The sequence below is a fragment of the Micromonospora vulcania genome, assembly GCF_042658605.1.
Lineage (GTDB): Bacteria > Actinomycetota > Actinomycetes > Mycobacteriales > Micromonosporaceae > Micromonospora > Micromonospora vulcania.
Genome location: NZ_JBHSQS010000021.1, coordinates 49817 through 71321, shown reverse-complemented (window position 1 = coordinate 71321; position 21505 = coordinate 49817). Strand labels below are relative to the sequence as shown.

Below are 21505 nucleotides of genomic sequence, written 5' to 3'. Positions count from 1 at the left end.
GGCCGTGGCGGACGACGTGGCATCGTTCCCGGATGACGGTGGCACAGCGGGACGGGTGGCGTCGACCGGGGCCGACGCCCGAGCAGCGCCGGAACGACGTCTGGTTCGGGCTGGCGGTGACCGCGCTGGCGCTGGTCAGCCTCACCCTGGCCCACAGCGCCGGGGCTTTCCTACTGGGCCCACCGCCATCCGGGCCGGAGCAACTGCTCTGGACCGTCGCGGTGACCCTGCCGCTGGTCTGGCGGCGGCGTTGGCCGGCCACCACCCTGCTGATCGTCTCGGCGGCGTTCATCGCCGCTCAGGCACGGTCGGCCCCGGAGACCCAGCTCTCCTCGTGGGCCCTGTTCAGCGCCCTCTACACCGTCGGCGCCTGGGGTCCGGACCGCCGGCTGGCCCGCCGCCTGCGGATCGGCGTGATCGCCACCATGTTCGCCTGGCTGGGCGTCTACTACGCGGTGAGCATCCGGCACATCCCGCCGAACGCCTTCGCCGACGCCGACGGGCCGGTGCCACCGATGCTCGCCACGATGGTCAGCGGCGTCCTGATCAACGGGTTGTTCTTCGGGTTCGCGTACTTCTTCGGAGAGACCTCCTGGGTGGCCGCGCGTCGCGAGCACGAACTGCGTGCCCAGGCCGAGGAACTGCGCCGGTCGCAGGCCGAGGCCCGGGAGCGGGCGGTGCTCGGCGAACGGGTACGCATCGCCCGGGAACTGCACGACGTGGTCGCCCACCACGTGTCGGTGATGGGGGTCCAGGCGTCCGCCTGCCGACGGGTGTGGGACCGGGACCCGGGCAAGGCGCAGGCGGCCCTGACCGCCATCGAGCAGACCGCCCGCACGGCCGTCGACGAGCTGCGCCGGATGCTGGGCCTGCTGCGCACCACCGGCGGCACCGACGCCGAACGGACCGCGCCCGGCGACGTCGAGCACATCGGCGAGCTGGTCGAACGGGCCCGGACCGCGGGCCTGACCGCCACCCTCGGGGTGTACGGCGATCCGGTTCCGCTGCCCGGATCGGTCTCGCAGGCGGCGTACCGGGTGACGCAGGAGGCGGTGACCAACACCCTGAAACATGCCGGGGCGGGTCTGCTGGACGTACGGGTCCGATATCTCGCCCGGGAGATGGAGGTCGACGTGACCGATGACGGACGGGTCGGCGGCCGTGCCGACACCGCAGGGCTGGGCCTGATCGGAATGCGCGAGCGGGTCTCCGCGCACGACGGCGTCCTGGAGGCCGGGCCGCGCGCCGGTGGTGGTTGGCGGGTCCGCGCCCGTTTCCCGCTGGCGGCGGATCCGCTCAGCGGCACCCCGCCGGAGCCGCTCGACGCGCAACCGACGGCGGCCGGCGCGGAGCGGTCGGCGTGAGCGCGGCACCACCCGAGGCACCGGACGCCGGTCTGCCGATCCGGGTGCTGCTCGCCGACGACCAGCACCTCGTCCGTACCGGCTTCCGGGTCATCCTCGAGGTGGAGGACGACATCGAGGTGGTCGGCGAGGCCGCCGACGGCGCACGCGCCGTCACCATGGCCCGGGCCACCGCGCCCGACGTGGTGCTGATGGACGTCGAGATGCCCGGCATGGACGGGCTGGAGGCCACCCGACGAATCACCGGCGACGGGCCCGACGCCCCGGCGGTGCTGATCCTCACCACCTTCGACCACGACGACTACCTGTTCGCCGCGCTGCGCGCCGGGGCCAGCGGCTTCCTGCTCAAGAACGGCACACCGGAGGAGCTGATCGACGCGATCCGGGTGCTGGCCCGGGGTGACGGCCTGCTGGCCCCGGAGATCACCCGACGGGTGATCTCCACCTTCGCCCGCCCCGGAGGGCCGGGGGGCACCGCCCACAGTGGTCCGGACGCCGATGCCGCGCTGCGCGAGCTGACCCCGCGCGAACGGGAGGCGCTGGTGCTGCTGGCCGCCGGCGCGAGCAACGCGGAGATCGCCGCGCGGATGCACCTGGGCGAGGCGACGGTGAAGACGCACGTGAGCCGGGTGCTGGCCAAGCTCGGCCTGCGCGACCGGGTGCAGGCGGTGGTCTTCGCGTACGAGAACGGGGTGGTTCGCCCCGGCGGGTGAACGGCATCCGTCGCGCGGCGGACCCGCCACCTCACCCGCCGGGCGGACGGCACCGGACGCGATGCGCCCTAGCGTGGGCACGTGACCAGAACGCTCCGCCTGGACGGCGTCGACCGCAGCTTCGGCGACCGGCAGGTGCTCAAGAACGTGTCCTTCGAGGTGGCCGCCGGTCGGATGACGGGCTTCGTGGGCGCCAACGGTGCCGGCAAGACCACCACCATGCGGATCATCCTGGGTGTGCTCGCCCCGGACGCCGGCGAGGTGAGCTGGGGCGGTACGCCGCTGACCCGGCAGGACCGGCGGCGCTTCGGCTACATGCCGGAGGAGCGTGGCCTCTATCCCAAGATGACCACGCGGGAGCAGGTGACGTACCTGGGTCGACTGCACGGTCTGGACGCGCCGGCGGCCCGCCGCGCCACCGATGCGCTGCTGGAGCGGGTCGGGCTCGCCGAGCGCGGTGACGACCTGCTGGAGACCCTGTCGCTGGGCAACCAGCAGCGGGCCCAGATCGCCGCCGCGCTGGTGCACGACCCGGAGGTGCTGGTGCTCGACGAGCCGTTCTCCGGCCTGGACCCGCTGGCCGTGGACACCGTCGTCGCGGTGCTGCGCGAGCGTGCCGCCGCAGGGGTTCCGGTGCTCTTCTCCAGTCACCAGCTCGACGTGGTCGAGCGGCTCTGCGACGACCTGGTGATCATCGCCGACGGGGTGGTCCGGGCCGCCGGCAGCCGGCAGCAGCTCCGGGAGTCGTACACCGTGCCCCGGTTTGAGCTGGTGGTGGAGACCGACGCCGGGTGGCTCCGCGACCAGCCCGAGGTGACGCTGATCGACCTGGACGGCGCGCGGGCGGTCTTCGACCTGCCGGCCGGCGCCGACGAACAGCCCGTCCTGCGCGCGGCCCTGGCCCGGGGCCCGGTCCGCGCCTTCCGCCCGCTCAGCCCCTCGCTCACCGAGATCTTCCGAGAGGTCAGCCAGTGAACGTCACCCAGGCCACCAGGCTGGTCGCCGCCCGGGAGATCCGGGTCAAGCTGCGCGACCGGACCTTCCTGTTCGGCACGCTCTTCTTCCTGCTGATCGCCGCGGCGGGGACGATCCTGCCGCCGCTGCTCTCCGGTGGGCCGGACAGCGTCGCGGTGACCCAGGACGCCGCCGGCCCGCTGCGGGCCGCGGGACTCGACGTCCGCGTGGTGCCCGACGACCGCGCCGCCGAACAGGCCGTACGCGATGGCGACGTGGACGCCGCGGTCGTCTCCGGCCCGACGGTGCTCGCGATGGACGAGGCCCCGGACGACGTGGTCCGGGCCCTGAGCAGCGCACCCCCGGTGCGGCTGCTCGACCCGGACGCGGTCGACCCGGTGGTGGCGTTCCTGGTGCCGTTCGTCTTCGCGTTCGTCTTCTTCATCACCTCGCAGACGTTCGGTGTGCAGATCGCGCAGAGCGTCACCGAGGAGAAGCAGACCCGCATCGTGGAGATCCTGGTCGCCGCCGTGCCGGTCCGGGCGCTCCTGGCCGGCAAGGTGGTGGCGGGGGCGCTGCTGGCGCTGGCGCAGATCGCGCTGATCGCGGTGGTGGCGGTGCTGGGTATGCAGATCGGTGACAGCGGCGACCTGCTCACGCTGCTCGCACCGGCGATCGGCTGGTTCGTGCCGTTCTTCCTGCTCGGCTTCGTCCTGCTGGCGGCGATGTGGGCGGCTGCCGGCGCACTGGTCAACCGTCAGGAGGACATCGCCGGGGTGTCGACGCCGGTGCAGCTCGCCGTCATGCTGCCGTTCTTCGCGGTGATCTTCCTGAACGACAACGCCGAGGCCATGCGGGCGCTGTCCTATCTGCCGTTCTCGTCACCGACCGCGATGCCGCTGCGGCTGTTCAACGGGGACGCCGCCGGCTGGGAGCCGTTCGTCTCGCTGGCCCTGCTGCTGGTCACCGCCGCAGCGTTCCTGGTCGGCGGCGCACGGATCTACGAGGGTTCGCTGCTGCGCACCAACGGCCGCACGTCGCTGCGCGCCGCGTGGCGGGACCGGGAGAGCATCGGCTGACCCCGAGTCGACCCTTGCGGGCGTCGGTGTCCTGAGCGGACCCGGCGCCCGCGTCGCAGCCCGCCCGTTCGGCACTGTTCCAACCACCTGTTCGGCGGCTGTGAACAGGTCGAACACTCCTACGGTGAGCCGATCCTCACGGCAACGACCTGGTCGTCGCCGGTCCCGGACCGGAAAGGCTCGCCATGACCCCATCGCTCGGCCCGCGGCACCGCGGCACACCGCGGCGGCTCCGGCACCTGCTCAGCGCGGTGCTGGCAGTCGTTCTCGCCAGCACCCTGCCGGCCCTGACCCGCGCGGAACCGGCCTCCGCCGCCGCGGGCAACCTGATCCTCAACGGTACGTTCGACAACGGCAGCACCGAGCCCTGGTGGACCCGGCTCGCCGCGACCAGCACGACGGTCAACGCCGGCCAGCTGCGCATCCGCACCGCCGGCCCAGCCAGCAAGCCCACCTGGGACGACCTGGTCGGTCACTTCGAGTTCGGGGTGACCGCCGGTCAGCCGTACCGGTTGCAGTTCGACGCGTCCGCGGACGTCAGCCGCACGCTGCGCGTATCGGTCTCCCGGGTGGACACGCCCTTCACCTCCGCCGTCGACCAGACCGTCGGGCTCACCGGCACGATGCGGCGGTTCACCTTCGACTTCGCGTCCCCCTTCGGCGACCCGCAGGCGGTGCTCCTGTTCCACCTCGGGGCGAACGCGGCCTCGACCGTCCGGCTGGACAACATCTCGCTCACGCCGCTGGCCATCGACCCGGCCACCGACCCGATCCTGTACTGGAACGGTGTCCTGCTCGACACGTACAAGGCACTGGACCTGCCACCCACCAGCTCGTCCCGGGAGGCGGCCATCCTGCACGCGGCGATGCACGACGCCGCCGTCTCGGTCACCGGCGTCGGCAACCCGTACCGGGTCCGGGTGCCGGTCAGCTATCCCGGGACGATGGACAACGTCGTGGCGCCGTCCCTGCACGCGGCCATCGACCGGGCCGCGTACGACGTGCTGACCGCCCTGTACGGCCCGCAGGGGCGCTCCTTCGCCGGCGCGCTCGCCACCGCCGTCGCCCGCCGACCGTCCGGGGTGAACGCCGCCGAGGCCGCGCGGGGTGACACGGTGGGCGCCGCGGCGGCCTCCGCCAACCTGCAGGCCCGCGCCAACGACGGGTCCGCGAACAACACCCCGTACCAGCTGGACGGCGTGCCCGGATCGTGGCGGCCGACCAACGGCAAGGCGGCGGTGAGCCCGAACTGGGGACGGGTCACCCCGTTCGCCCTGACCTCCGGGCGGCAGTTCCGGCCCGGCCTGCCCGCCGACGCCGACGACTACGAGGATCTGCTCGGCAGGCAGGAGTACCTCGAGCAGGTCGAGGAACTTCGCGACTACGGCGGCCAGACGTCCTCGCTGCGGACCGCCGACCAGACGCAGATCGCGTTCTTCTGGGCCAACGACCTGGCGGGGACGTACAAGCCACCGGGTCAGCTCTTCACGCACACCCGGATCGTGGCCGAGCAGCGCAGGCTCGGCATCCTGGCCAACGCCCGACTCTTCGGGCTGGTGTCCCTCGCCCTGGCGGACGCGGCCATCGCCGCCTGGGACGCCAAGTACGAGACCGGGATCGACCTGTGGCGGCCGGTGACGGCGATCGAGGCGATGGACGGCCCCGGTTGGCAGCCACTGTCGCAGGACCGCAACGGCGTGCCGTACACGCCGGCCTTCCCGGCGTACATCTCCGGGCACGCCACCTTCGCCGGGGCGTGGGCGGCGGTCATGCAGCGGTTCTTCGGCACCGACGCGATCGGGTTCGACGCCACCACGGACGATCCGCACGCCGTGGGAGTGGTCCGGCACATGACCGGCTTCGACCACGCCGCCGAGGAGAACGCGATGAGCCGGATCTATCTCGGCGTGCACTACCGGTTCGACGCGGAGGCCGGGATGGCCACCGGCCGCTCGGTGGGTGCGTACGTCTACGCCAACCGGCTGCGACCGTGAGTCGTCTGTCGGGATGAGGGGGGCTGCTCCCCACTCGGTCTTCGGCCGGGTGGGGAGCAGCGGGCGTCACGGCGCGGGTGGGCAGTGCCAATGGCCGAAGTCGCCGCTGCGCGACCAGAGATCCCGCGCCGCCCCGATGTTCCACCCCGCATCGAGCGCGGTCCGGCGGTCGACGCCGAGCCGCGACAACTCCACGTCGCTGAACTGGAACAGCCCCCATCGCCGCGATCCGTCCGGCTGGACCTCCACCCGGTACGGGTCCAGCCCCGACAGGCACCGTGCCATCCGAACCGCCCCGGCCGGATCCTCCGGGAAGAGCCGCCACAGGTGCTTGCTGATCCGCTCCTCCGGCCAGGTAGCGGGCACCGCCGGGTCGGCCGACAGTTCGTCGAGCACCCGACCGTCCGCGGTGCCGCTGACCGGGAGACCACCCAGCGCCTGAAAGGCCATCACCCGACTCGCGGTGTCCGGGCCGAACCAGCCGTCCACCGGTACGTGCAGCCCGCCGGCGACCAGCCGTTCCTGGAGATCCAACACGCACGGGCCGTACATGCCCTGCCGCAGGACGAGCGGACAGCCCTCGGTCGTCGGTTCGTCCGTCGCGCCCACCGTGCCAGCGGCCCCTGCGAGCATCGCACCGGACGACCCGACCGCCAGCGCGCCGAACAGCGCGATCGCACCCAGCCGCAGCCCACGCCGACGGGTCCGGCGGATCGTCCGGGTGGGTGCCGGGTCCGGCGTGACCGGGTCTGCCGGCCGCGCCTCGTCGGCTCCGGGTGCCGGGCCGTCCCACCTCGACGGCTCGGTCAGACGCGCCTCGATGTCGCGCCGCATCGCGATCCACCGTTGGATCTCCGCCGTCGAGGTGCCGCAGGCGGCCAGCAGCGCCACGATGGTCCGTTCGCGGGGCAGGGTCGTACGCCCCAACATCGTGGCGAGCGTGCTCGGTGGCAGCCAGTGCCCGGCCGCCGACGCCCGTCGGGAGATCTCCCGGTAGGTCAGGCCGGAGTACCGGCGGACGTCCCGGAGCAGCGCGACGTACTCCCCCGCCGTGGCCGCCTGCGGCACCTGGTCTCGGCCAGCGTCGTTCATCGAGCCCTCCCCGTGTCGTCGATGTGGCCGGGCCCGCGCCGTGCCGGTCCGGGCCTGCCGGCCGGGAGCCGGCCAGCGGCGCAGCCATCGGTGAAAGACGCTAGATAGGCATGCCGACGGGAACAATGCCCTGGTCGCGGCCGGACAATGTCCGGGCAGCTCAGCGTGGCTTGTCCGGGTCTTGTCCGACCATCTCGGACAGTCGACGGGGGCCGGGTTGCCCCGGCGCCGACGGTGTCTGGAGAATCATGCGATGGACACGGGTGAGCTACGACCGGACGAGGCAGCCAACCCGGCGGAGTTCATCGCCATGCTGGGTCGGCTCAAGAAGCGGTCCCGGCTCACCTTCCGGCAGTTGGAGCAGCGCGCGGCCTCGGCCGGCGAGGTGCTGGCCCGCAGCACCGCGGCCGACGTGCTGGGTCGGTCCACCCTGCCGCGTCCCGAGGTGCTGGCCGCGTTCGTCCGCGCCTGCGGCGCCGAGAACGAGGTGCAGGTGTGGCTGCGCGCGCGGGACCGACTCGCGGCCGGCCCGTACGCCCCGACCGATCCTTCGTCGCCCGCGCCTGCCTCGGCCGATCCTTTGTCGCCCGTGCCTGCCTCGGCCGATCCTCTGTCGCCTGCCTCGGCGGGCGCGGGCGAGGGCAGCACGGCGTCGCCGCCGACGCGCTCGCGCTGGTTCGCGCGACCCGCGCCGCTGGCGCTGCTCGTCGTCGGTGTCCTGCTGGCCGCGCTCGGGCTGGGTGCCTGGTTCCGCCACCAGAGCGACGACCAGAAGACGGCCGCGGGTCGCGTCGAACCCACCGCGCCGACGGCCGCGAGTTCGTCGGCCGCCAACCCGGCAGCCACACCGAACAGCGGCCGCAGCCAGATCCGTCCCGTCCGCACCCCGGACCTGTGCCTCAGCGAGGGGCGCGACCGCACCGGCCGCTACCGCAGCGAGGTGGCGGTCCAGCGTCCCTGCGCCTCGGCCACCCCGCCGGACACCGCTCTGGAGGCGGTGGCCGACGGTCTGTACTTCATCTGGTGGAACCACCCGGCACATGGACCGGGCTGCCTCACCGTCCGCGACGAGGATCCCGGCCGGAACCTGCTCGAACCCTGGGAGAAATGCGGCGCCGACAATTGGCCACCGCAGGTGTACCGCTTCGAGCCGACCGGCTCGGCGTCCGGCACGTACCGTATCCGGCCGGCCGGCACCGACCTGTGCGTCGGGATCCGCGACGACGCCGGTGACGCGCTGGCGGAGGCGCTGGCCGAGCCGTGCACCGACGGCGCGGACCAGGTGTTCCTGGTCGACTCGTTGCCCGCCAGCTGACAGGTGGTCCCGGTCCGGTCCTTGGTGCGTCGTCAGCGCACGGGTGGCACCGCGTCCCAGCCGTCGGGCAACCGGGGCACCGGCCAGGACTCGTCGGGTCGCCAGGACGCCCAGGCCGGGTCCCACCACCGCTGACCCGCGTCGAGCAGGGCGGCGATCCGGTCACCCTCGCCCCGGATGGCGTCCGCCATGCCCGGGTAACGCCCCTCGACGAGGCGCTGGGCGAACATCTCCACGTCCTTCCAGACGTACCGGTCGGCGTCCGCACCCCACCACAGGTCCAGCTCGTGGTCCAGGGTGTCCACCCCGATCGGCGTACGCCGTAGCGGGTCCTGGAGATTGAAGTACCAGCCGGCGAACTCCCGCTCCGGCCCGGTCCAGAACACGTCGACCGAGTGCGCTTCGCCGGGCCGCTGCAGCATCAGCTTGCCGTGCCCGGACCAGGAGCTGTGCCCGGCGGCCTGCCACGGATGCCGCCCGCAGGGAAACGTGCCGGTCTCCGGGAAACCGAACTCGGCGCCCGGCGGTAGGTAGAGCGCGAGCAGGTCGGGCGAGTCCTCGACGCAGATCGTCGGGCATCCGAACCACACCTCGCCGAGCAGGATCTCGCGCCGGACGACCACCTCACCCGGCGCGAACCGTTGCGTTGTCGCTTCCACGGCCCGTTCCCTTCGCACTGCACCAACGACCGACGGAAGCCTACGGGCTCGGCGGCGGCACATCCGGTAGGCCCTCTGGCGGCCGCACCGAGCCGGAGGTCGGACAGAGCGGAGTGGCCGGAGCACGCCTTCGTCTTCGCGGACGTCGACTTCGAGCCGGTCTTGCGCCCTACCAGCGATTCTACGAGGCGTACGACGGTGTCGGCCCGGGCGGCATCGTCGTGCAGGACGTTCAGCAGAGCGACGTCGGGCCGGATCGGCAGCGGTTGGAGCTGTGGTTCGGCGACAACTTCGGCGGCGTGGCGGTCGTCTTCGGCCGCCTCGACGGGGTGCACCCGGGGCTCGACGGCGGCAGGTCGGGCCGCGCCAGTGGGTCTACCGCGACTCCCGCACCAGTGAGCGGTTCGACCTGGACTTCCCGTTTCCGACCCTGGTCACGCCGACGGCCTGACCGGGAGACGGCGACCGCCCGGCGGGTGATCGACACGAGACCACCGATACCGGGGTATCCGGGTCGAAGGACACCCCCACATCGCCGATCTCGTGTCGATCACATCTGCCCAGCCCTCAGGCGTCGACCGCCGCCATCACGTCGTCGCTGATGTCGAAGTTCGCGTAGACGTTCTGCACGTCGTCGCAGTCCTCCAGGACGTCGATCAGCTTGAAGATCTTGCGAGCGCCCTCCTCGTCCAGCGGCACGTTCACGCTGGGGATCAGGGAGGACTCGGCCGACTCGTACTCGATGCCGGCGTCCTGCAGCGCCGTACGCACCGGGATCAGGTCGGTCGGCTCGGAGACCACCTCGAACGCCTCACCCAGGTCGTTGACCTCCTCGGCGCCGGCGTCGAGGACCGCCATCATGACGTCGTCCTCGCTGGTGTCGGCCTTGGGCACGATCACCACGCCCTTGCGGGAGAACATGTACGACACCGACCCGGCGTCGGCCAGCGAACCGCCGTTGCGGGTGAGCGCGGTCCGCACCTCGGTGGCCGCCCGGTTGCGGTTGTCGGTGAGGCACTCGATGAGCATCGCCACGCCGCTCGGGCCGTAGCCCTCGTACATGATGGTCTGCCAGTCGGCGCCGCCGGCCTCCAGGCCGGAGCCCCGCTTGACCGCGCGGTCGATGTTGTCGTTCGGGACCGAGTTCTTCTTCGCCTTCTGGATGGCGTCGAAGAGCGTCGGGTTACCGGACGGGTCGCCGCCACCGGTCCGGGCGGCCACCTCGACGTTCTTGATCAGCTTGGCGAACATCTTGCCGCGCTTGGCGTCGATGACGGCCTTCTTGTGCTTGGTCGTCGCCCACTTTGAGTGGCCGGACATCTTCTACCTCCGTCTGTCATTCCACGCCTGCGTCGACTGCCGCACCGATTCCGCGCTGCATCCGGCGATCCGGCGGCCGGTCGGCTCCGCGGGAATGCCGCGCCGGGCGACGGCCCTGCCGAACCGCGGCAATCTTACCGAGGTCACACCCCGGCATGTCACACCCGGCACCCGCCCGGGGTGCCGTCCGTGCCCGGGTTGCCGGGAAACGTGCGACGAACCGCTCAGACGGCGGCCCGGACCAGCTCCACGAAGTACGCGTGCACGCGCAGGTCACCGGTCAACTCGGGGTGGAACGAGGTAGCCAACAGGTTGCCCTGCCGGACCGCCACGATCCGGTCGGCGGCCGGACCACCGGTCACCTTCCCGATCACCTCGACGCCGTCGCCGACCCGCTCGACCCACGGTGCGCGGATGAAGACCGCGTGGAACGGCTCCCCCGGGACACCAGCGATCTCCACCGGCGCCTCGAACGAGTCGACCTGCCGGCCGAACGCGTTGCGCCGCACGGTCATCTCGATACCGGCGAAGCCGCGCTGGTCCGGCCGTCCGTCCAGCACCTCGGTGGCCAGCATGATCATGCCGGCGCAGGAGCCGTAGACCGGCATGCCGTCCGCGATCCGCTTGTCGATCGGCTCCCGCATCTCGAAGATGTCGGCGAGTTTGCTGATGGTGGTGGACTCGCCGCCGGGAATGACCAGGCCGTCGACCGCGTCCAACTCTGCCGGACGGCGGACCGGGCGGGCGTCCGCGCCCGCCGCGGCGAGCGCCGCCACGTGCTCGCGGACGTCCCCCTGCAGCGCGAGCACACCGATCGTGGGCGCGTCGCTCATGCTGATGGTCCTCTCGTCACACGTTGTTAGGAAGGGACCCTTCCTCTACCGCAGGCGTTAACAAGGTGCCCTTCCTTACCGTTACCAGCCGCGCTCGGCCAGGCGGTGCGGCTGCGGGATCTCGTCGACGTTGATGCCGACCATCGCCTCGCCGAGACCACGGGAGACCTTGGCCAGCACGTCCGGGTCGTCGTGGAAGGTGGTGGCCTTCACGATCGCGGCGGCCCGCTGGGCCGGGTTGCCGGCCTTGAAGATGCCGGAGCCGACGAAGACGCCCTCCGCGCCGAGCTGCATCATCATCGCGGCGTCGGCCGGGGTGGCGATCCCGCCGGCGGTGAACAGCACCACCGGCAGCTTGCCGCTCTCGGCGACCTCCTTGACCAGCTCGTACGGGGCCTGCAGCTCCTTGGCCGCGACGTACAGCTCGTCGGCGGGCAGCGAGGCGAGCCGCCGGATCTCGTAGCGGATCTTGCGCATGTGGGTGGTGGCGTTGGAGACGTCACCGGTGCCGGCCTCGCCCTTGGAGCGGATCATGGCGGCACCCTCGGTGATCCGACGCAGCGCCTCGCCCAGGTTGGTCGCACCGCAGACGAAGGGAACCGTGAAGGCCCACTTGTCGATGTGGTTGGCGTAGTCGGCCGGGGTCAGCACCTCGGACTCGTCGACGTAGTCCACGCCGAGCGACTGGAGGATCTGCGCCTCCACGAAGTGCCCGATGCGGGCCTTGGCCATCACCGGGATGCTGACCGCCTCGATGATCCCGTCGATCATGTCGGGGTCGCTCATCCGGGACACCCCGCCCTGCGCGCGGATGTCGGCGGGCACACGCTCCAGCGCCATCACCGCGACGGCGCCGGCGTCCTCAGCGATCTTGGCCTGCTCGGCGTTGACCACATCCATGATCACGCCACCCTTGAGCATCTCGGCCATGCCACGCTTGACGCGGGCGGTGCCGACGACGGGGGTGGTGCCGGTGGCCGGGGCGGTGGTTTCGGGCACGGGTCATCGCTCCTTGGACGTGCTCTGGGGGTGGCAGCGAAAATGCTACGCCGGGGTCAACGCCGCACCGACAGCCAATCAGACCCCCGGTGGCCTGCGATGTGGCCGTCATCACCGGCCGGTGGCGGGCCGCCAGCGGGCGCCGGTCAGCCGGCCGGTACGTCCGCGGGAGCGGCGAGCGTCGGATCGTCGATGTCGAAGTACCGCGGCCACTCCCGGCCCCGCCCCATCCGCAACAACCGCACCAACGGCCGACCACGCGCCGACCGGGCGTCCCGGACCAGGTCGGTGTGCACCTGCCGGGACAGCGCGAGCCGACGGCTGGCGGCGATCACCGCCGTGCAGTCCGGATCGGCCGGGTCCAGCTGCACACCGCGCAACTGCCGGGTCAGGTCGTTCTCCGCCGCCTCCCGCTCGTCCGGGGGCGCGTCCAGGGCGATCCGGGCCGCCGCGTACAGCTCGACGCCGAAGCGCCGCTCGGCCAGCACGGCGGCCGCCGCCGCCCGGCGCAACAGGTGGGCGTCGAGGGCCCGGGCCGCCGACTCCGCGCGGCCGTCCAGCCGCTCGACGCGACCCGCGGTCCAGATGAGGTACGCCGCGACCAGCCCCACGACCACGATCGCGGCCACCACCCACCACATGTGCGGCATCGTAGTGCTGCTCCGTTTCCCGTCCGTCCGGGCACGGCCATGCCGGTCATCCCGGTCACCACCCGCACCAACCGTCACACCGGCTCAGCCCAGCCCCACCCATTCCTGGTCGATGACCCGCCCATCGGTCGCCTCGATCGCCGCTGCGTATACCTCCAGAACACGGCGGGCAACCACCGGCCAGTCGAAGTTCGCCACCACCTGATCTCCGCAGGCGCTCAGCGTGGCCCGGCCCGCCGGATCGTCCAGCAGGGCGGTCAGCGCGTCGCGCAGCCCCACCGGATCGCCGGTCGGAAAGAGCCGCCCGGCCCGCCCACCGTCGAGCACCCGCCGGAACGCGTCCAGGTCGCTGGCGACCACCGTGGTCCCGGCGGCCAGCGCCTCGGTGAGGATCATGCCGAACGACTCGCCGCCGGTGTTCGGCGCCACGTAGAGGTGCACGCTGCGCAGCATCCGAGCCTTGTCCGCCTCGGAGACCAGACCGAGGAAGGTCACCTGGTCGTGCAGCGCGGCCGGAAACTGGTCGAACAGGTCGTCGGGGTCACCCGGGCCGGCGACCAGCAACCGCAGCCCGGGGCGGGTGGCGGCCAGCTCCACGAAGGCGTCGCGCAGCACCGGAAAGCCCTTGCGCGCCTCGGTGAACCGACCCAGGAAGCCCAGCGTGCCCCCGGTGCCCGGCGCGATCTCCCCCGGCCAGCCGGGCAACGCCACAGCATCGGCGAACTTCGCCACCGCCACCCCGTTGGGAATCTCCACCGCGCCGCCGTCCATGTGCTCGACCTGAACCTTGCGTGCCAGCGCGCTGACCGCGATCCGGGCGGTGATCCGCTCCAGCACGATCTGCAGCACGCCCTGTGCGGCGGCCAGCACCCGCGAACGGGTCATCGCCGTGTGGAAGGTCGCCACCACCGGGCCACGGGCGGACAGCACGGCCAGCAGCGACAGGCTCAACGTGAGCGGCTCGTGCACGTGCAGCACGTCGAAGTCGCCATTGGTGATCCAGCGCCGGACCCGGGCGGTGGAGACCGGGCCGAACGCGATCCGGGCCACCGACCCGTTGTACGGCAGCGGCACGGCCCGACCGGCGGAGACCACGTACTCCGGCAGCGGGGAATCCTCGTCGGCCGGTGCGAGCACGCTGACCTGGTGACCGAGCGCGATCAGCGCCTCGGCCAGGTCCATCACGTGGTTCTGCACCCCACCAGGAACATCGAAGGAGTACGGGCACACGATGCCGATCCGCACGCGTCAGCGCCCCTCGTTCGCGCAGGAGAGCCACCGCTGCGCCGCACTCCTCGCGCTCACCGTGCCTGCCTTGCTCGCGACTGCGGGGCTCCGCTGCGCTGCACTCCTCGCGCTCACCGTGCCTGCCTTGCTCGCGACTGCGGGGCTCCGCTGCGCTGCACTCCTCGCGCTCACCGTGCCCACCCCTTCAGGCCTGACCGGTCGCCGGCGCGGGCAGCTCGGTGCCGCCGCCCGTCCCCCGCTGGTCGAGCCACATCCGCTGCAACATGTGCCAGTCTTCCGGATGCCGGGCGATACCCGCCGCCAGACGGTCGGCGATCAACTGGGTCAGCGTCCGGACCCGCTGGTCCAGTGGTCCCGCCTCCGGCCCGGGCACCGGCAGCGGGCCGGAGAGAGAGGCGCACGCCGCGTCCGGTTCGTACCACAGTGAGGCAACGTAGAGCGGAGCGCCGGTGTGCAGGGCGAGCAGCGCCGGGCCCCCGGGCATCCGGGTCTTCCCGCCGAAGAAGTCGACCTCGACGCCTCGGGCGGACAGGTCCCGGTCGGCCAGCAGCGGCACCACCGCGCCAGCGCGTACCCGGTCCAGCAGGACGTCGAACGCCGGTCGCGGCCCACCGTGCGTCGGCAGGATCTCCATGCCCAGGCCCTCACGGAAGGCCAGGAAGCGCTCGTAGACGCCCTCTCTCAGCCGCTCCGCGACCGTGGTGATCGGCCAGCCGTTGGCGGCCACCCAAGCCCCCGCGGCGTCCCAGTTGCCGGCGTGTGGCAGCGCCACCACCGCGCCCCGGCCGGCGGCCACGTCGGCGGCGAGCAGCTCGGCGCCGTCGAGCCGGAAACCGGCCAGGATCTGCGCCCGGCTCAGCGCGGGCAGCCGGAACGCCTCCATCCAGTACCGGGCGTACGAGCGCAGCCCCCGCTTGACCAGCTCGTCCAGCTCGGTCTCGGGCAGCTCGGGGCCCACCACCCGGCGCAGGTTCGCGCGCAATCGGGCCGTACCCCGGCCGGCGCGGCGATGTGCGCGGTCCGCGCCCGCCCGGAACGCCGCGGCCACCAGCGGCCGGGGCAGCGCGCCGACCACCCGCCAGCCGGCGACGAAGCCCAGCTCGGTGAGGTTCACCGGGCGCAGCCGCCGGTCGTCCGGCGCCGGGTCGCGCTCACCCCTGGCCGTCCGGCTGGAGCTGGCGTGCCTGGCGGTAGACGTGCGTCATCCGCTGCCCCACCGTGAAGATCGACACTGCGGCGAGGAGCCAGAGCGAGATCTCCAGCGCCGGGTCGACGTTGAGGCCGGTGAGGATTCCGCCGACCCCGACGATCAGCAGGCGCTCGGTACGCTCGGCGACGCCCACGTTGGCGGTCATGCCCAGCCCCTCGGCGCGGGCCTTGACGTAGGAGACGAGCCCACCGGCGGCCAGGCAGACCAGCGCGGCGGCCACCCCGGAGTGGTCATTCTGCGTGGCCAGCCAGTATGCGACCGCCCCGAAGACGGCGCTGTCGGCGACCCGGTCCATGCTCGAGTCGAGGAACGCGCCGAACTTGGTGGAGCCGCCGCTGATCCGCGCCATCGTCCCGTCGAGCAGGTCGGTGAGCGCGAAGAAGGTCACGATCAGCGCGCCCGCGACCAGATGGCCGCGAGCACCGAAGCCGAGCGCGCCGACGAGCACACCGAGGGTGCCCGTCACGGTGACGGCATTGGGAGTGACGCCTGCGCGGAGCAGTGCGCGTGCGATCGGTTCGACGACGCGGGTCATCCCCGCGCGGACCGATACTTGGAAGATCTTCGCCATGGCGGTCCCCACGATAACGGTCCGCCCAGGTCCGGCGATACGGCCGGTCCTCCGACCCGCACCGGGGCAGGCTTGTGCCTACCCGACATCGGGTGTGAGATCGAGCCGGAGGGTGAGCCAGCTCACCCGTCCACCCGTCCCGTTCCCGCTGTGCAGCAGACCACCGGAGGATATCGCCGCGCACTCGCCCCGGGCCGCTTCCCGTCGCGCGGCGGTCGCCACCAACCACCGGCTGAGGGAGGTGCGCCCCATGGCGCAGAAGAGTCAGGAGAAGGGTTCCACCGGCGGCGTGCCGGTGGTGACCGAGCCCGACAAGGTTCGCAACGTGGTGCTCGTCGGGCATTCCGGAGCGGGCAAGACCACCCTGGTCGAGGCGCTGCTCGCGGCGACCGGCACGATCGGGCGGGCCGGCAGCGTGCTGGACGGCACCACGGTCGGCGACCACGACCCGGCGGCCGTCCGCCAGCAGCGCTCGGTGAGCCTGTCCTGCGCGCCGCTGCTGCACAACGGCATCAAGGTCAACCTGCTGGACACCCCCGGGTACGCCGACTTCGTCGGCGAGCTGCGCGCCGGGCTACGGGCCGCCGACGCCGCGCTCTTCGTCGTGTCCGCCGTCGACGGGATGGACGCGGCCACCGCGGCGCTCTGGGACGAGTGCGCGGCGGTCGACATGCCCCGAGCCGTCGCGGTCGCCCGGCTGGACCACCCGCGTGCCGACTTCGACAACGCGGTGGCGCTCTGCCAGCGGATCTTCGGCGACAACGTGATGCCGCTCTACCTGCCGATGCTCGGCGACGACGGGGTGTCCACGGCCGGTCTGCTCGGTCTGATCACCCGCCGGGTCTTCGACTACACCGCCGGGCTCCCCGCCGACGTGCGCGAGCCCGACCCGGAGCACCAGCCGGCCATCGCCGAGTCCCGCAACGAGCTGATCGAGGGAATCATCGCCGAGAGCGAGGACGAGTCCCTGATGGACCGCTACCTCGGCGGCGAGGAGATCGGCACCGAGGTGCTTATCGAGGACCTGGAGAAGGCGGTCGCCCGCGGCCACTTCTATCCGGTGGTGCCGGTCTGCGCGGAGACCGGCGTCGGCCTGGACGCGCTGCTGGAGGTGCTGACCGCCGCGTTCCCCTCCCCGCTGGAGCACGACCTGCCGGCGGTGGCCGGTCTGGACGGCTCACCGCGTCCGCCGCTGACCTGCGATCCGGACGGGCCGCTGATCGCCGAGGTCGTCAAGACCACCGTCGACCGGCACGTCGGGCGGGTCTCGCTGGTCCGGGTCTTCTCCGGCACGCTGCGTCAAGACCAGACCGTGCATGTCGCCGGGCACGGCCTGGCCGAGCGCGGGCACCCCGACCACGACGCCGACGAGCGGGTCGGGCACATCTACACCCCGCTGGGCGCGACCCTGCGTGAGGTGCCGCTCTGCGTGGCCGGTGACATCTGCGCCATCACGAAGTCCGGCAGTGCGGAGACCGGCGACACCGTCTCGTCCAAGGACGAGCCGCTGCTGATCGCGCCGTGGGAGATGCCCGAGCCGCTGCTGCCGGTGGCGATCGTCGCGCACACCCGGGCCGACGAGGACGCGCTGGCCCGCAACCTCGCCCGGCTGGTCGCCGGCGACCCGACGCTGCGGCTGGAGCGCAACCCGCAGACCCACCAACAGGTGCTCTGGTGCATGGGCGAGGCACACGCGGACGTGGTGCTGGATCGTCTGCGGGCCGGCGGCGTGGAGCTGGACACCGAGCCGGTACGGGTGTCGCTGCGCGAGACGCTGACCGTGCCGGCGAAGGGGCACGGCCGGCACGTCAAGCAGTCCGGCGGCCACGGCCAGTACGCGGTCTGCGACATCGAGGTCGAGCCGCTGCCCCGCGGCAGTGGCTTCGAGTTCGTCGACCGGGTGGTCGGCGGCGCGGTGCCGCACAACTACATCCCGTCCGTGGAGAAGGGCGTCCGCACCCAACTGGAGCGCGGCCTGGTCGCCGGCCACCCGGTGGTGGACCTGCGGGTGACCCTGGTCGACGGGAAGGCGCACAGCGTCGACTCGTCCGACGCGGCCTTCCAGACCGCCGGCGCGCTGGCGCTGCGCGACGCCGCCGAACGCGGTCAGCCGGCGTTGCTGGAGCCGATCGACGAGGTGACCGTCCGGGTGCCGGACGGCTCGGTGGGCGCGGTCATGGGCGATCTGTCCGGTCGACGCGGCCGGGTGCTCGGCACCGAGCCCGACGAGGACGCCGAGGGCCGCACCCTGATCCGCGCCGAGGTCCCGGCCAGCGAGCTGCTCCGCTACGCCGTCGAGCTGCGCTCGATCACCGCCGGCACCGGCACCTTCCGTCGCCACTTCGTCCGCCACGACCCCATGCCCGCCCACCTGGCCGACCAGATCCGCAAGGAGCAGACCCCGTAACCGTCACCCTCGCCCCGCCGATCTAGGGAAAATCACCGTGCGTTGATCTCCTCGGGCAACGATTTGCCCTAGATCGACGAGGTGGGGTGGGGTGGGTGGGTGGGTGGGTGGGGTGGGGGGTTGTCAGGGGTGGGTTTGGGGGTCGTTGGGGCGGGGCCAGTGCGGGCGGTCGGCGTCGCGTAGGGCGGCCGTGCGCAGGGCGGCCAGTTGGCGTTCCACCTCGGCGAACTGGTCGCTCGGCAGTGGGCCGAGGTGCAGCGCTGCGGCGTTCTCCTCGACCTGGGCGACCGTACGACAGCCGGGGATCGGGACGGTGCGCCCGCTGCGGGCCCAGATCCAGCCCAGCGCGCCCTGGGCGAGGGTGCGACCGTCGGCGGTGAGCGCGGCCCGGACCGCGCCGACCCGACGCAGCCATTCCGGCGCCGGCCGGCCACCGCGGAACCACTCCAGCCAGCCCGGGGCCAGGCCGCGTACGTCGTCCCGGGGCAGGGTGGACCCGGCCGAATACTTGCCGGTGAGCAGCCCCATCCCCAGCGGCCCCCGGTTGATGCTGGCCAGGTCGTACTTGTCGCAGACGGCGAGCACCTCGGGCGCGTCCCGCAGCACCGACAGGGTGTGCTGCACGGCGGTGGCGCCCGCGGCGGCGTGCCCGAACGCGGTGGCCCGGTCCGGGCGGTCGGTGCTCCAGCCGTAGGCGCGGATCAGGCCCTCGGCGACCAGTCCCTCGCAGGTGTCGATGAGCGCCTCCGCCCGGGGCACCGACAGGTCCGCCAGGTGCAGCTGGTAGAGGTCGATCCGGTCGGTGGCCAACCGGCGCAGCGAGTCGGTCACCGCCTGCCGCAGGTACGCCGGCGACGCGTCCTGCCCGGTCGCCTGCCTGCTCGCCTCGTCGAAGGTGTAGCCCCACTTGGTGGCGATCACGGCCTCGTCCCGGCGCCCGGCGAGCGCCCTGCCGAGCACCCGCTCACTGTGCCCGGCCCCGTACGTGTCGGCGGTGTCGAACAGGGTGACGCCCAGGTCGAGGGCCCGACGTACGGTCCGGACCGACTCATCGTCGTCGACCGCGCCCCAGCCCAGCGGCTGGGAGCCCTCCGCCCAGGGGCCTCCGATCGCCCAGCACCCCATGCCGAGGGCGCTGACCTCGATGCCACTGCGCCCCAACGTCCGTGTCGTGACTGCCATCGGCCGATCGTGCCACCTCCACCGGTCGGGGCGTAGCGGTTCCCGGCCCGGAGAACCCGGTACGCGGCGGCCGGCCCGGTGCGGCATGATCGACGGATGCGGCGGTTGGGCGTGGACATCGGCGGTGTGATCATCCAGCCGGCCGACGAGGACGCCGACACGTCCTTCTTCGGCGAGCACTACCTGCGTACGCCCATGATCGACGGGGCGTTCGACGCGCTCGGCGCGCTCGGCGCGGCGTTCAACGAGGTGCACCTGGTCTCCAAGTGCGGTGAGTCCACCGAGCAGCGGACCCGGGAGTGGCTGGCCCACCACGACTTCCCGGCCCGCACCGGCATCCCCGTCGAACGGGTGCACTTCTGCCGGACCCGGCCGGCCAAGGCGCCGATCGCCCGGCAGCTCGGGCTGACCCACTTCGTGGACGACAAGCTGGAGGTGCTCGGCTACCTCGACTCGGTGCCGCACCGCTACCTGTTCCGGCCCCGCCCGGCAGAGGTCGCCGCGCACGCCGCGCTGCTGCCCGGCGTACACCGGGTGGAGAGCTGGCCGGAGCTGACCACCCTGCTGCGCGCCGGCTAGGTGCGCAGCGGCGAGGAACGCGGAGCCGCGGTGGTCGACACCGCCGACTGGCCAGCTCAGCCGACCGGCATCGGCGGCGGGGGCATCGGCGGAGCCGGAGGCTGGATCGGAGCGGGGGGCGGCACGTTGGGTGGCGGCTCCGTCATGATCAGGTCAGCCCGCCGCCGGGTCATGACCCCCGCCGCTGCGGCGATCATCAGCGAGAAGTCGCCGTAGAGGTGCTCTGGCCAGTCCACCTCGACGACATCGCCGGCCGCGACGGTCAGACCAGGTGCGCGCAGTTGGGCGGGTGCCTTCGGGTCCGACTGGCACACGCCATCGACCCCGAGGCAGACGCGCACAGGCCCACCCGACCCGTTGTACAGCCGGAAATCGTCACCGTCGAACGAGTAACGCGGCCGGTGGAAACCGGCCGCGGTCACGTCGATGGTGCCGCCGCGCCGCCACAGCGGCACCGAACACGCCCCGGCGACGAGGGCCAGGACCAGCACGACCAGCAGAGCGGAGCCTTTGTCGTCTTCGTCGTCGCGGATGAACACAACGACGAGGCCGACCGCGAACGCGGCAGCGATCACGATGCCGGACACCGCGAGCCAGCGTTCGTCGGACGGCACCGGCGAGCCCTGGTCGCTCCGGAGGCTCGGCAGTAGCCGGCACAGCCCGTACAGGGCCGACACCGCGACGAGGCTGAGGGTCACAGCCGCGGTGGCGAAGACGGCACGTGCTCGCCACTCGGCCACGACACGACTGTATCGACTTTGGTCAACCTCTGATCGGCGTACCGGAGCAGGCCCGTCAGGACGGCCAGGCGCGGCCGAGCAGATCCCGGGTGTCGCCGAGCAACTGCGGCAGGACCTTGGTCCGGCCGATCACCGGCATGAAGTTCGCGTCGCCGCCCCAGCGCGGCACGATGTGCTGGTGCAGGTGCGCCGCGATGCCGGCACCGGCCACCCCACCCTGGTTCATCCCAAGGTTGAAGCCGTGCGCGTTGCTCACCTTGCGGATCACCCGCATCGCGGTCTGGGTGAACGCCGCCAGCTCGGCGGTCTCCGGCTCGTCCAGGTCGGTGTAGTCGGCGACGTGCCGGTAGGGGCAGACCAGCAGGTGCCCCGGGTTGTACGGGTAGAGGTTGAGCACCGCGTAGACGTGGGTGCCACGAGCCACCACCAGGCTCTCCTCCGGCGGCAGCCCGGGCGCCCGGCAGAACGGGCAGCCGGTGGGCTTCTCGTAGCCCTCGGCCGGGCGTTCCTCGCCCGCGATGTAGGTCATCCGGTGCGGCGTCCAGAGCCGCTCCAGGCCGTCGGCCATGCCGTCACTGTCCGTGTGCCGTTCCACC

At 72.5% G+C, this 21505-nt stretch carries 20 protein-coding genes; 8 read left to right on the top strand and 12 right to left on the bottom strand.

The window, feature by feature from the left end; all coding sequences use genetic code 11:
* Positions 1-32 precede the first annotated feature (32 nt).
* The 5 genes from ACFQGL_RS26210 to ACFQGL_RS26190 all read left to right on the top strand — a co-directional run bounded on the left by ACFQGL_RS26210 (position 33) and on the right by ACFQGL_RS26190 (position 6104).
* Entirely contained in the window at positions 33-1364 is a 1332-nt protein-coding gene (locus ACFQGL_RS26210) for a sensor histidine kinase (RefSeq protein ID WP_377515124.1), read from the top strand.
* Positions 1361-2077, top strand: coding sequence for a response regulator (locus tag ACFQGL_RS26205; RefSeq protein ID WP_377515123.1), 717 nt, complete (start codon positions 1361-1363; stop codon positions 2075-2077). Before ACFQGL_RS26210 ends, ACFQGL_RS26205 begins: the two co-directional genes overlap by 4 nt.
* 81 nt (positions 2078-2158) lie before the next feature.
* A complete protein-coding gene (locus tag ACFQGL_RS26200) occupies positions 2159-3052 on the top strand; it encodes an ABC transporter ATP-binding protein (protein WP_377515122.1) in 894 nt (297 codons plus the stop codon).
* On the top strand, positions 3049-4110 hold the full coding sequence (locus tag ACFQGL_RS26195; RefSeq protein WP_377515121.1) for an ABC transporter permease: 1062 nt from the start codon (positions 3049-3051) through the stop codon (positions 4108-4110). The genes ACFQGL_RS26200 and ACFQGL_RS26195 overlap by 4 nt, the downstream gene beginning before the upstream one ends.
* Positions 4111-4295: 185 nt before the next feature.
* Positions 4296-6104 (top strand): carbohydrate binding domain-containing protein, encoded by a 1809-nt coding sequence (locus ACFQGL_RS26190; protein WP_377515120.1) that lies wholly within the window; start codon positions 4296-4298, stop codon positions 6102-6104.
* A gap of 66 nt (positions 6105-6170) precedes the next feature.
* Here ACFQGL_RS26190 and ACFQGL_RS26185 read toward each other — a convergent pair whose 3' ends face one another.
* On the bottom strand, positions 6171-7196 hold the full coding sequence (locus ACFQGL_RS26185; RefSeq protein ID WP_377515119.1) for a peptidoglycan-binding protein: 1026 nt from the start codon (positions 7194-7196) through the stop codon (positions 6171-6173).
* A gap of 253 nt (positions 7197-7449) precedes the next feature.
* On the opposite strand from ACFQGL_RS26185, the gene ACFQGL_RS26180 reads away from it, so the two are divergent.
* On the top strand, positions 7450-8511 hold the full coding sequence (locus tag ACFQGL_RS26180) for a hypothetical protein (RefSeq protein WP_377515118.1): 1062 nt from the start codon (positions 7450-7452) through the stop codon (positions 8509-8511).
* Positions 8512-8543: 32 nt separating this feature from the next.
* On the opposite strand, the gene ACFQGL_RS26175 is transcribed toward ACFQGL_RS26180, so the two are convergent.
* From ACFQGL_RS26175 to pgsA, 8 genes are all read right to left on the bottom strand, one after another.
* Positions 8544-9170 (bottom strand): ribonuclease FAU-1 family protein, encoded by a 627-nt coding sequence (locus tag ACFQGL_RS26175; protein ID WP_377515117.1) that lies wholly within the window; start codon positions 9168-9170, stop codon positions 8544-8546.
* Between the two features lie 567 nt (positions 9171-9737).
* Positions 9738-10490, bottom strand: coding sequence for a YebC/PmpR family DNA-binding transcriptional regulator (locus ACFQGL_RS26170; RefSeq protein ID WP_377515116.1), 753 nt, complete (start codon positions 10488-10490; stop codon positions 9738-9740).
* A 224-nt stretch (positions 10491-10714) separates the two neighbouring features.
* Positions 10715-11323, bottom strand: a complete 609-nt coding sequence (gene pdxT / locus ACFQGL_RS26165; RefSeq protein WP_377515115.1) for a pyridoxal 5'-phosphate synthase glutaminase subunit PdxT — start codon at positions 11321-11323, stop codon at positions 10715-10717.
* Between the two features lie 81 nt (positions 11324-11404).
* Positions 11405-12322, bottom strand: a complete 918-nt coding sequence (gene pdxS / locus ACFQGL_RS26160) for a pyridoxal 5'-phosphate synthase lyase subunit PdxS (RefSeq protein WP_377515114.1) — start codon at positions 12320-12322, stop codon at positions 11405-11407.
* A gap of 146 nt (positions 12323-12468) precedes the next feature.
* Positions 12469-12972, bottom strand: coding sequence for a hypothetical protein (locus ACFQGL_RS26155; RefSeq protein WP_377515113.1), 504 nt, complete (start codon positions 12970-12972; stop codon positions 12469-12471).
* An 84-nt stretch (positions 12973-13056) separates the two neighbouring features.
* Positions 13057-14217, bottom strand: coding sequence for a glycosyltransferase family 4 protein (locus ACFQGL_RS26150; protein ID WP_377515112.1), 1161 nt, complete (start codon positions 14215-14217; stop codon positions 13057-13059).
* Between the two features lie 187 nt (positions 14218-14404).
* On the bottom strand, positions 14405-15334 hold the full coding sequence (locus tag ACFQGL_RS26145) for a phosphatidylinositol mannoside acyltransferase (protein WP_377515111.1): 930 nt from the start codon (positions 15332-15334) through the stop codon (positions 14405-14407).
* Positions 15335-15371: 37 nt separating this feature from the next.
* Complete coding sequence (gene pgsA, locus ACFQGL_RS26140) at positions 15372-16001, bottom strand: phosphatidylinositol phosphate synthase (protein WP_377515110.1); 630 nt, start codon at positions 15999-16001, stop codon at positions 15372-15374.
* 250 nt (positions 16002-16251) lie between these two features.
* On the opposite strand from pgsA, the gene ACFQGL_RS26135 reads away from it, so the two are divergent.
* Positions 16252-18408, top strand: coding sequence for an elongation factor G-like protein EF-G2 (locus ACFQGL_RS26135; protein ID WP_377515109.1), 2157 nt, complete (start codon positions 16252-16254; stop codon positions 18406-18408).
* 123 nt (positions 18409-18531) lie between these two features.
* Here ACFQGL_RS26135 and ACFQGL_RS26130 read toward each other — a convergent pair whose 3' ends face one another.
* Positions 18532-19590 (bottom strand): aldo/keto reductase, encoded by a 1059-nt coding sequence (locus tag ACFQGL_RS26130; RefSeq protein ID WP_377515108.1) that lies wholly within the window; start codon positions 19588-19590, stop codon positions 18532-18534.
* Positions 19591-19686: 96 nt separating this feature from the next.
* Here ACFQGL_RS26130 and ACFQGL_RS26125 point away from each other — a divergent pair, with 96 nt between their 5' ends.
* Positions 19687-20169: a hypothetical protein gene (locus ACFQGL_RS26125; protein ID WP_377515107.1), complete on the top strand. Its 483-nt coding sequence runs from the start codon at positions 19687-19689 to the stop codon at positions 20167-20169.
* 56 nt (positions 20170-20225) lie between these two features.
* On the opposite strand, the gene ACFQGL_RS26120 is transcribed toward ACFQGL_RS26125, so the two are convergent.
* Positions 20226-20909, bottom strand: a complete 684-nt coding sequence (locus tag ACFQGL_RS26120) for a hypothetical protein (protein ID WP_377515106.1) — start codon at positions 20907-20909, stop codon at positions 20226-20228.
* Between the two features lie 55 nt (positions 20910-20964).
* Entirely contained in the window at positions 20965-21477 is a 513-nt protein-coding gene (locus ACFQGL_RS26115; RefSeq protein ID WP_377515136.1) for an HIT family protein, read from the bottom strand.
* Between the last annotated feature and the right edge of the window lie 28 nt (positions 21478-21505).

Excerpts from the sequence above, each read along its gene's own strand:
- ACFQGL_RS26130 (WP_377515108.1), bottom strand. The coding sequence starts at position 19,590 with ATGGCAGTCACGACACGGACGTTGGGGCGCAGTGGCATCGAGGTCAGC.
- ACFQGL_RS26125 (WP_377515107.1), top strand. The coding sequence starts at position 19,687 with ATGCGGCGGTTGGGCGTGGACATCGGCGGTGTGATCATCCAGCCGGCC.
- ACFQGL_RS26135 (WP_377515109.1), top strand. The coding sequence starts at position 16,252 with ATGGCGCAGAAGAGTCAGGAGAAGGGTTCCACCGGCGGCGTGCCGGTG.
- ACFQGL_RS26170 (WP_377515116.1), bottom strand. The coding sequence starts at position 10,490 with ATGTCCGGCCACTCAAAGTGGGCGACGACCAAGCACAAGAAGGCCGTC.
- pgsA (WP_377515110.1), bottom strand. The coding sequence starts at position 16,001 with ATGGCGAAGATCTTCCAAGTATCGGTCCGCGCGGGGATGACCCGCGTC.
- ACFQGL_RS26180 (WP_377515118.1), top strand. The coding sequence starts at position 7,450 with ATGGACACGGGTGAGCTACGACCGGACGAGGCAGCCAACCCGGCGGAG.
- ACFQGL_RS26210 (WP_377515124.1), top strand. The coding sequence starts at position 33 with ATGACGGTGGCACAGCGGGACGGGTGGCGTCGACCGGGGCCGACGCCC.
- ACFQGL_RS26190 (WP_377515120.1), top strand. The coding sequence starts at position 4,296 with ATGACCCCATCGCTCGGCCCGCGGCACCGCGGCACACCGCGGCGGCTC.
- ACFQGL_RS26155 (WP_377515113.1), bottom strand. The coding sequence starts at position 12,972 with ATGCCGCACATGTGGTGGGTGGTGGCCGCGATCGTGGTCGTGGGGCTG.
- ACFQGL_RS26185 (WP_377515119.1), bottom strand. The coding sequence starts at position 7,196 with ATGAACGACGCTGGCCGAGACCAGGTGCCGCAGGCGGCCACGGCGGGG.
- pdxT (WP_377515115.1), bottom strand. The coding sequence starts at position 11,323 with ATGAGCGACGCGCCCACGATCGGTGTGCTCGCGCTGCAGGGGGACGTC.
- ACFQGL_RS26115 (WP_377515136.1), bottom strand. The coding sequence starts at position 21,477 with ATGGCCGACGGCCTGGAGCGGCTCTGGACGCCGCACCGGATGACCTAC.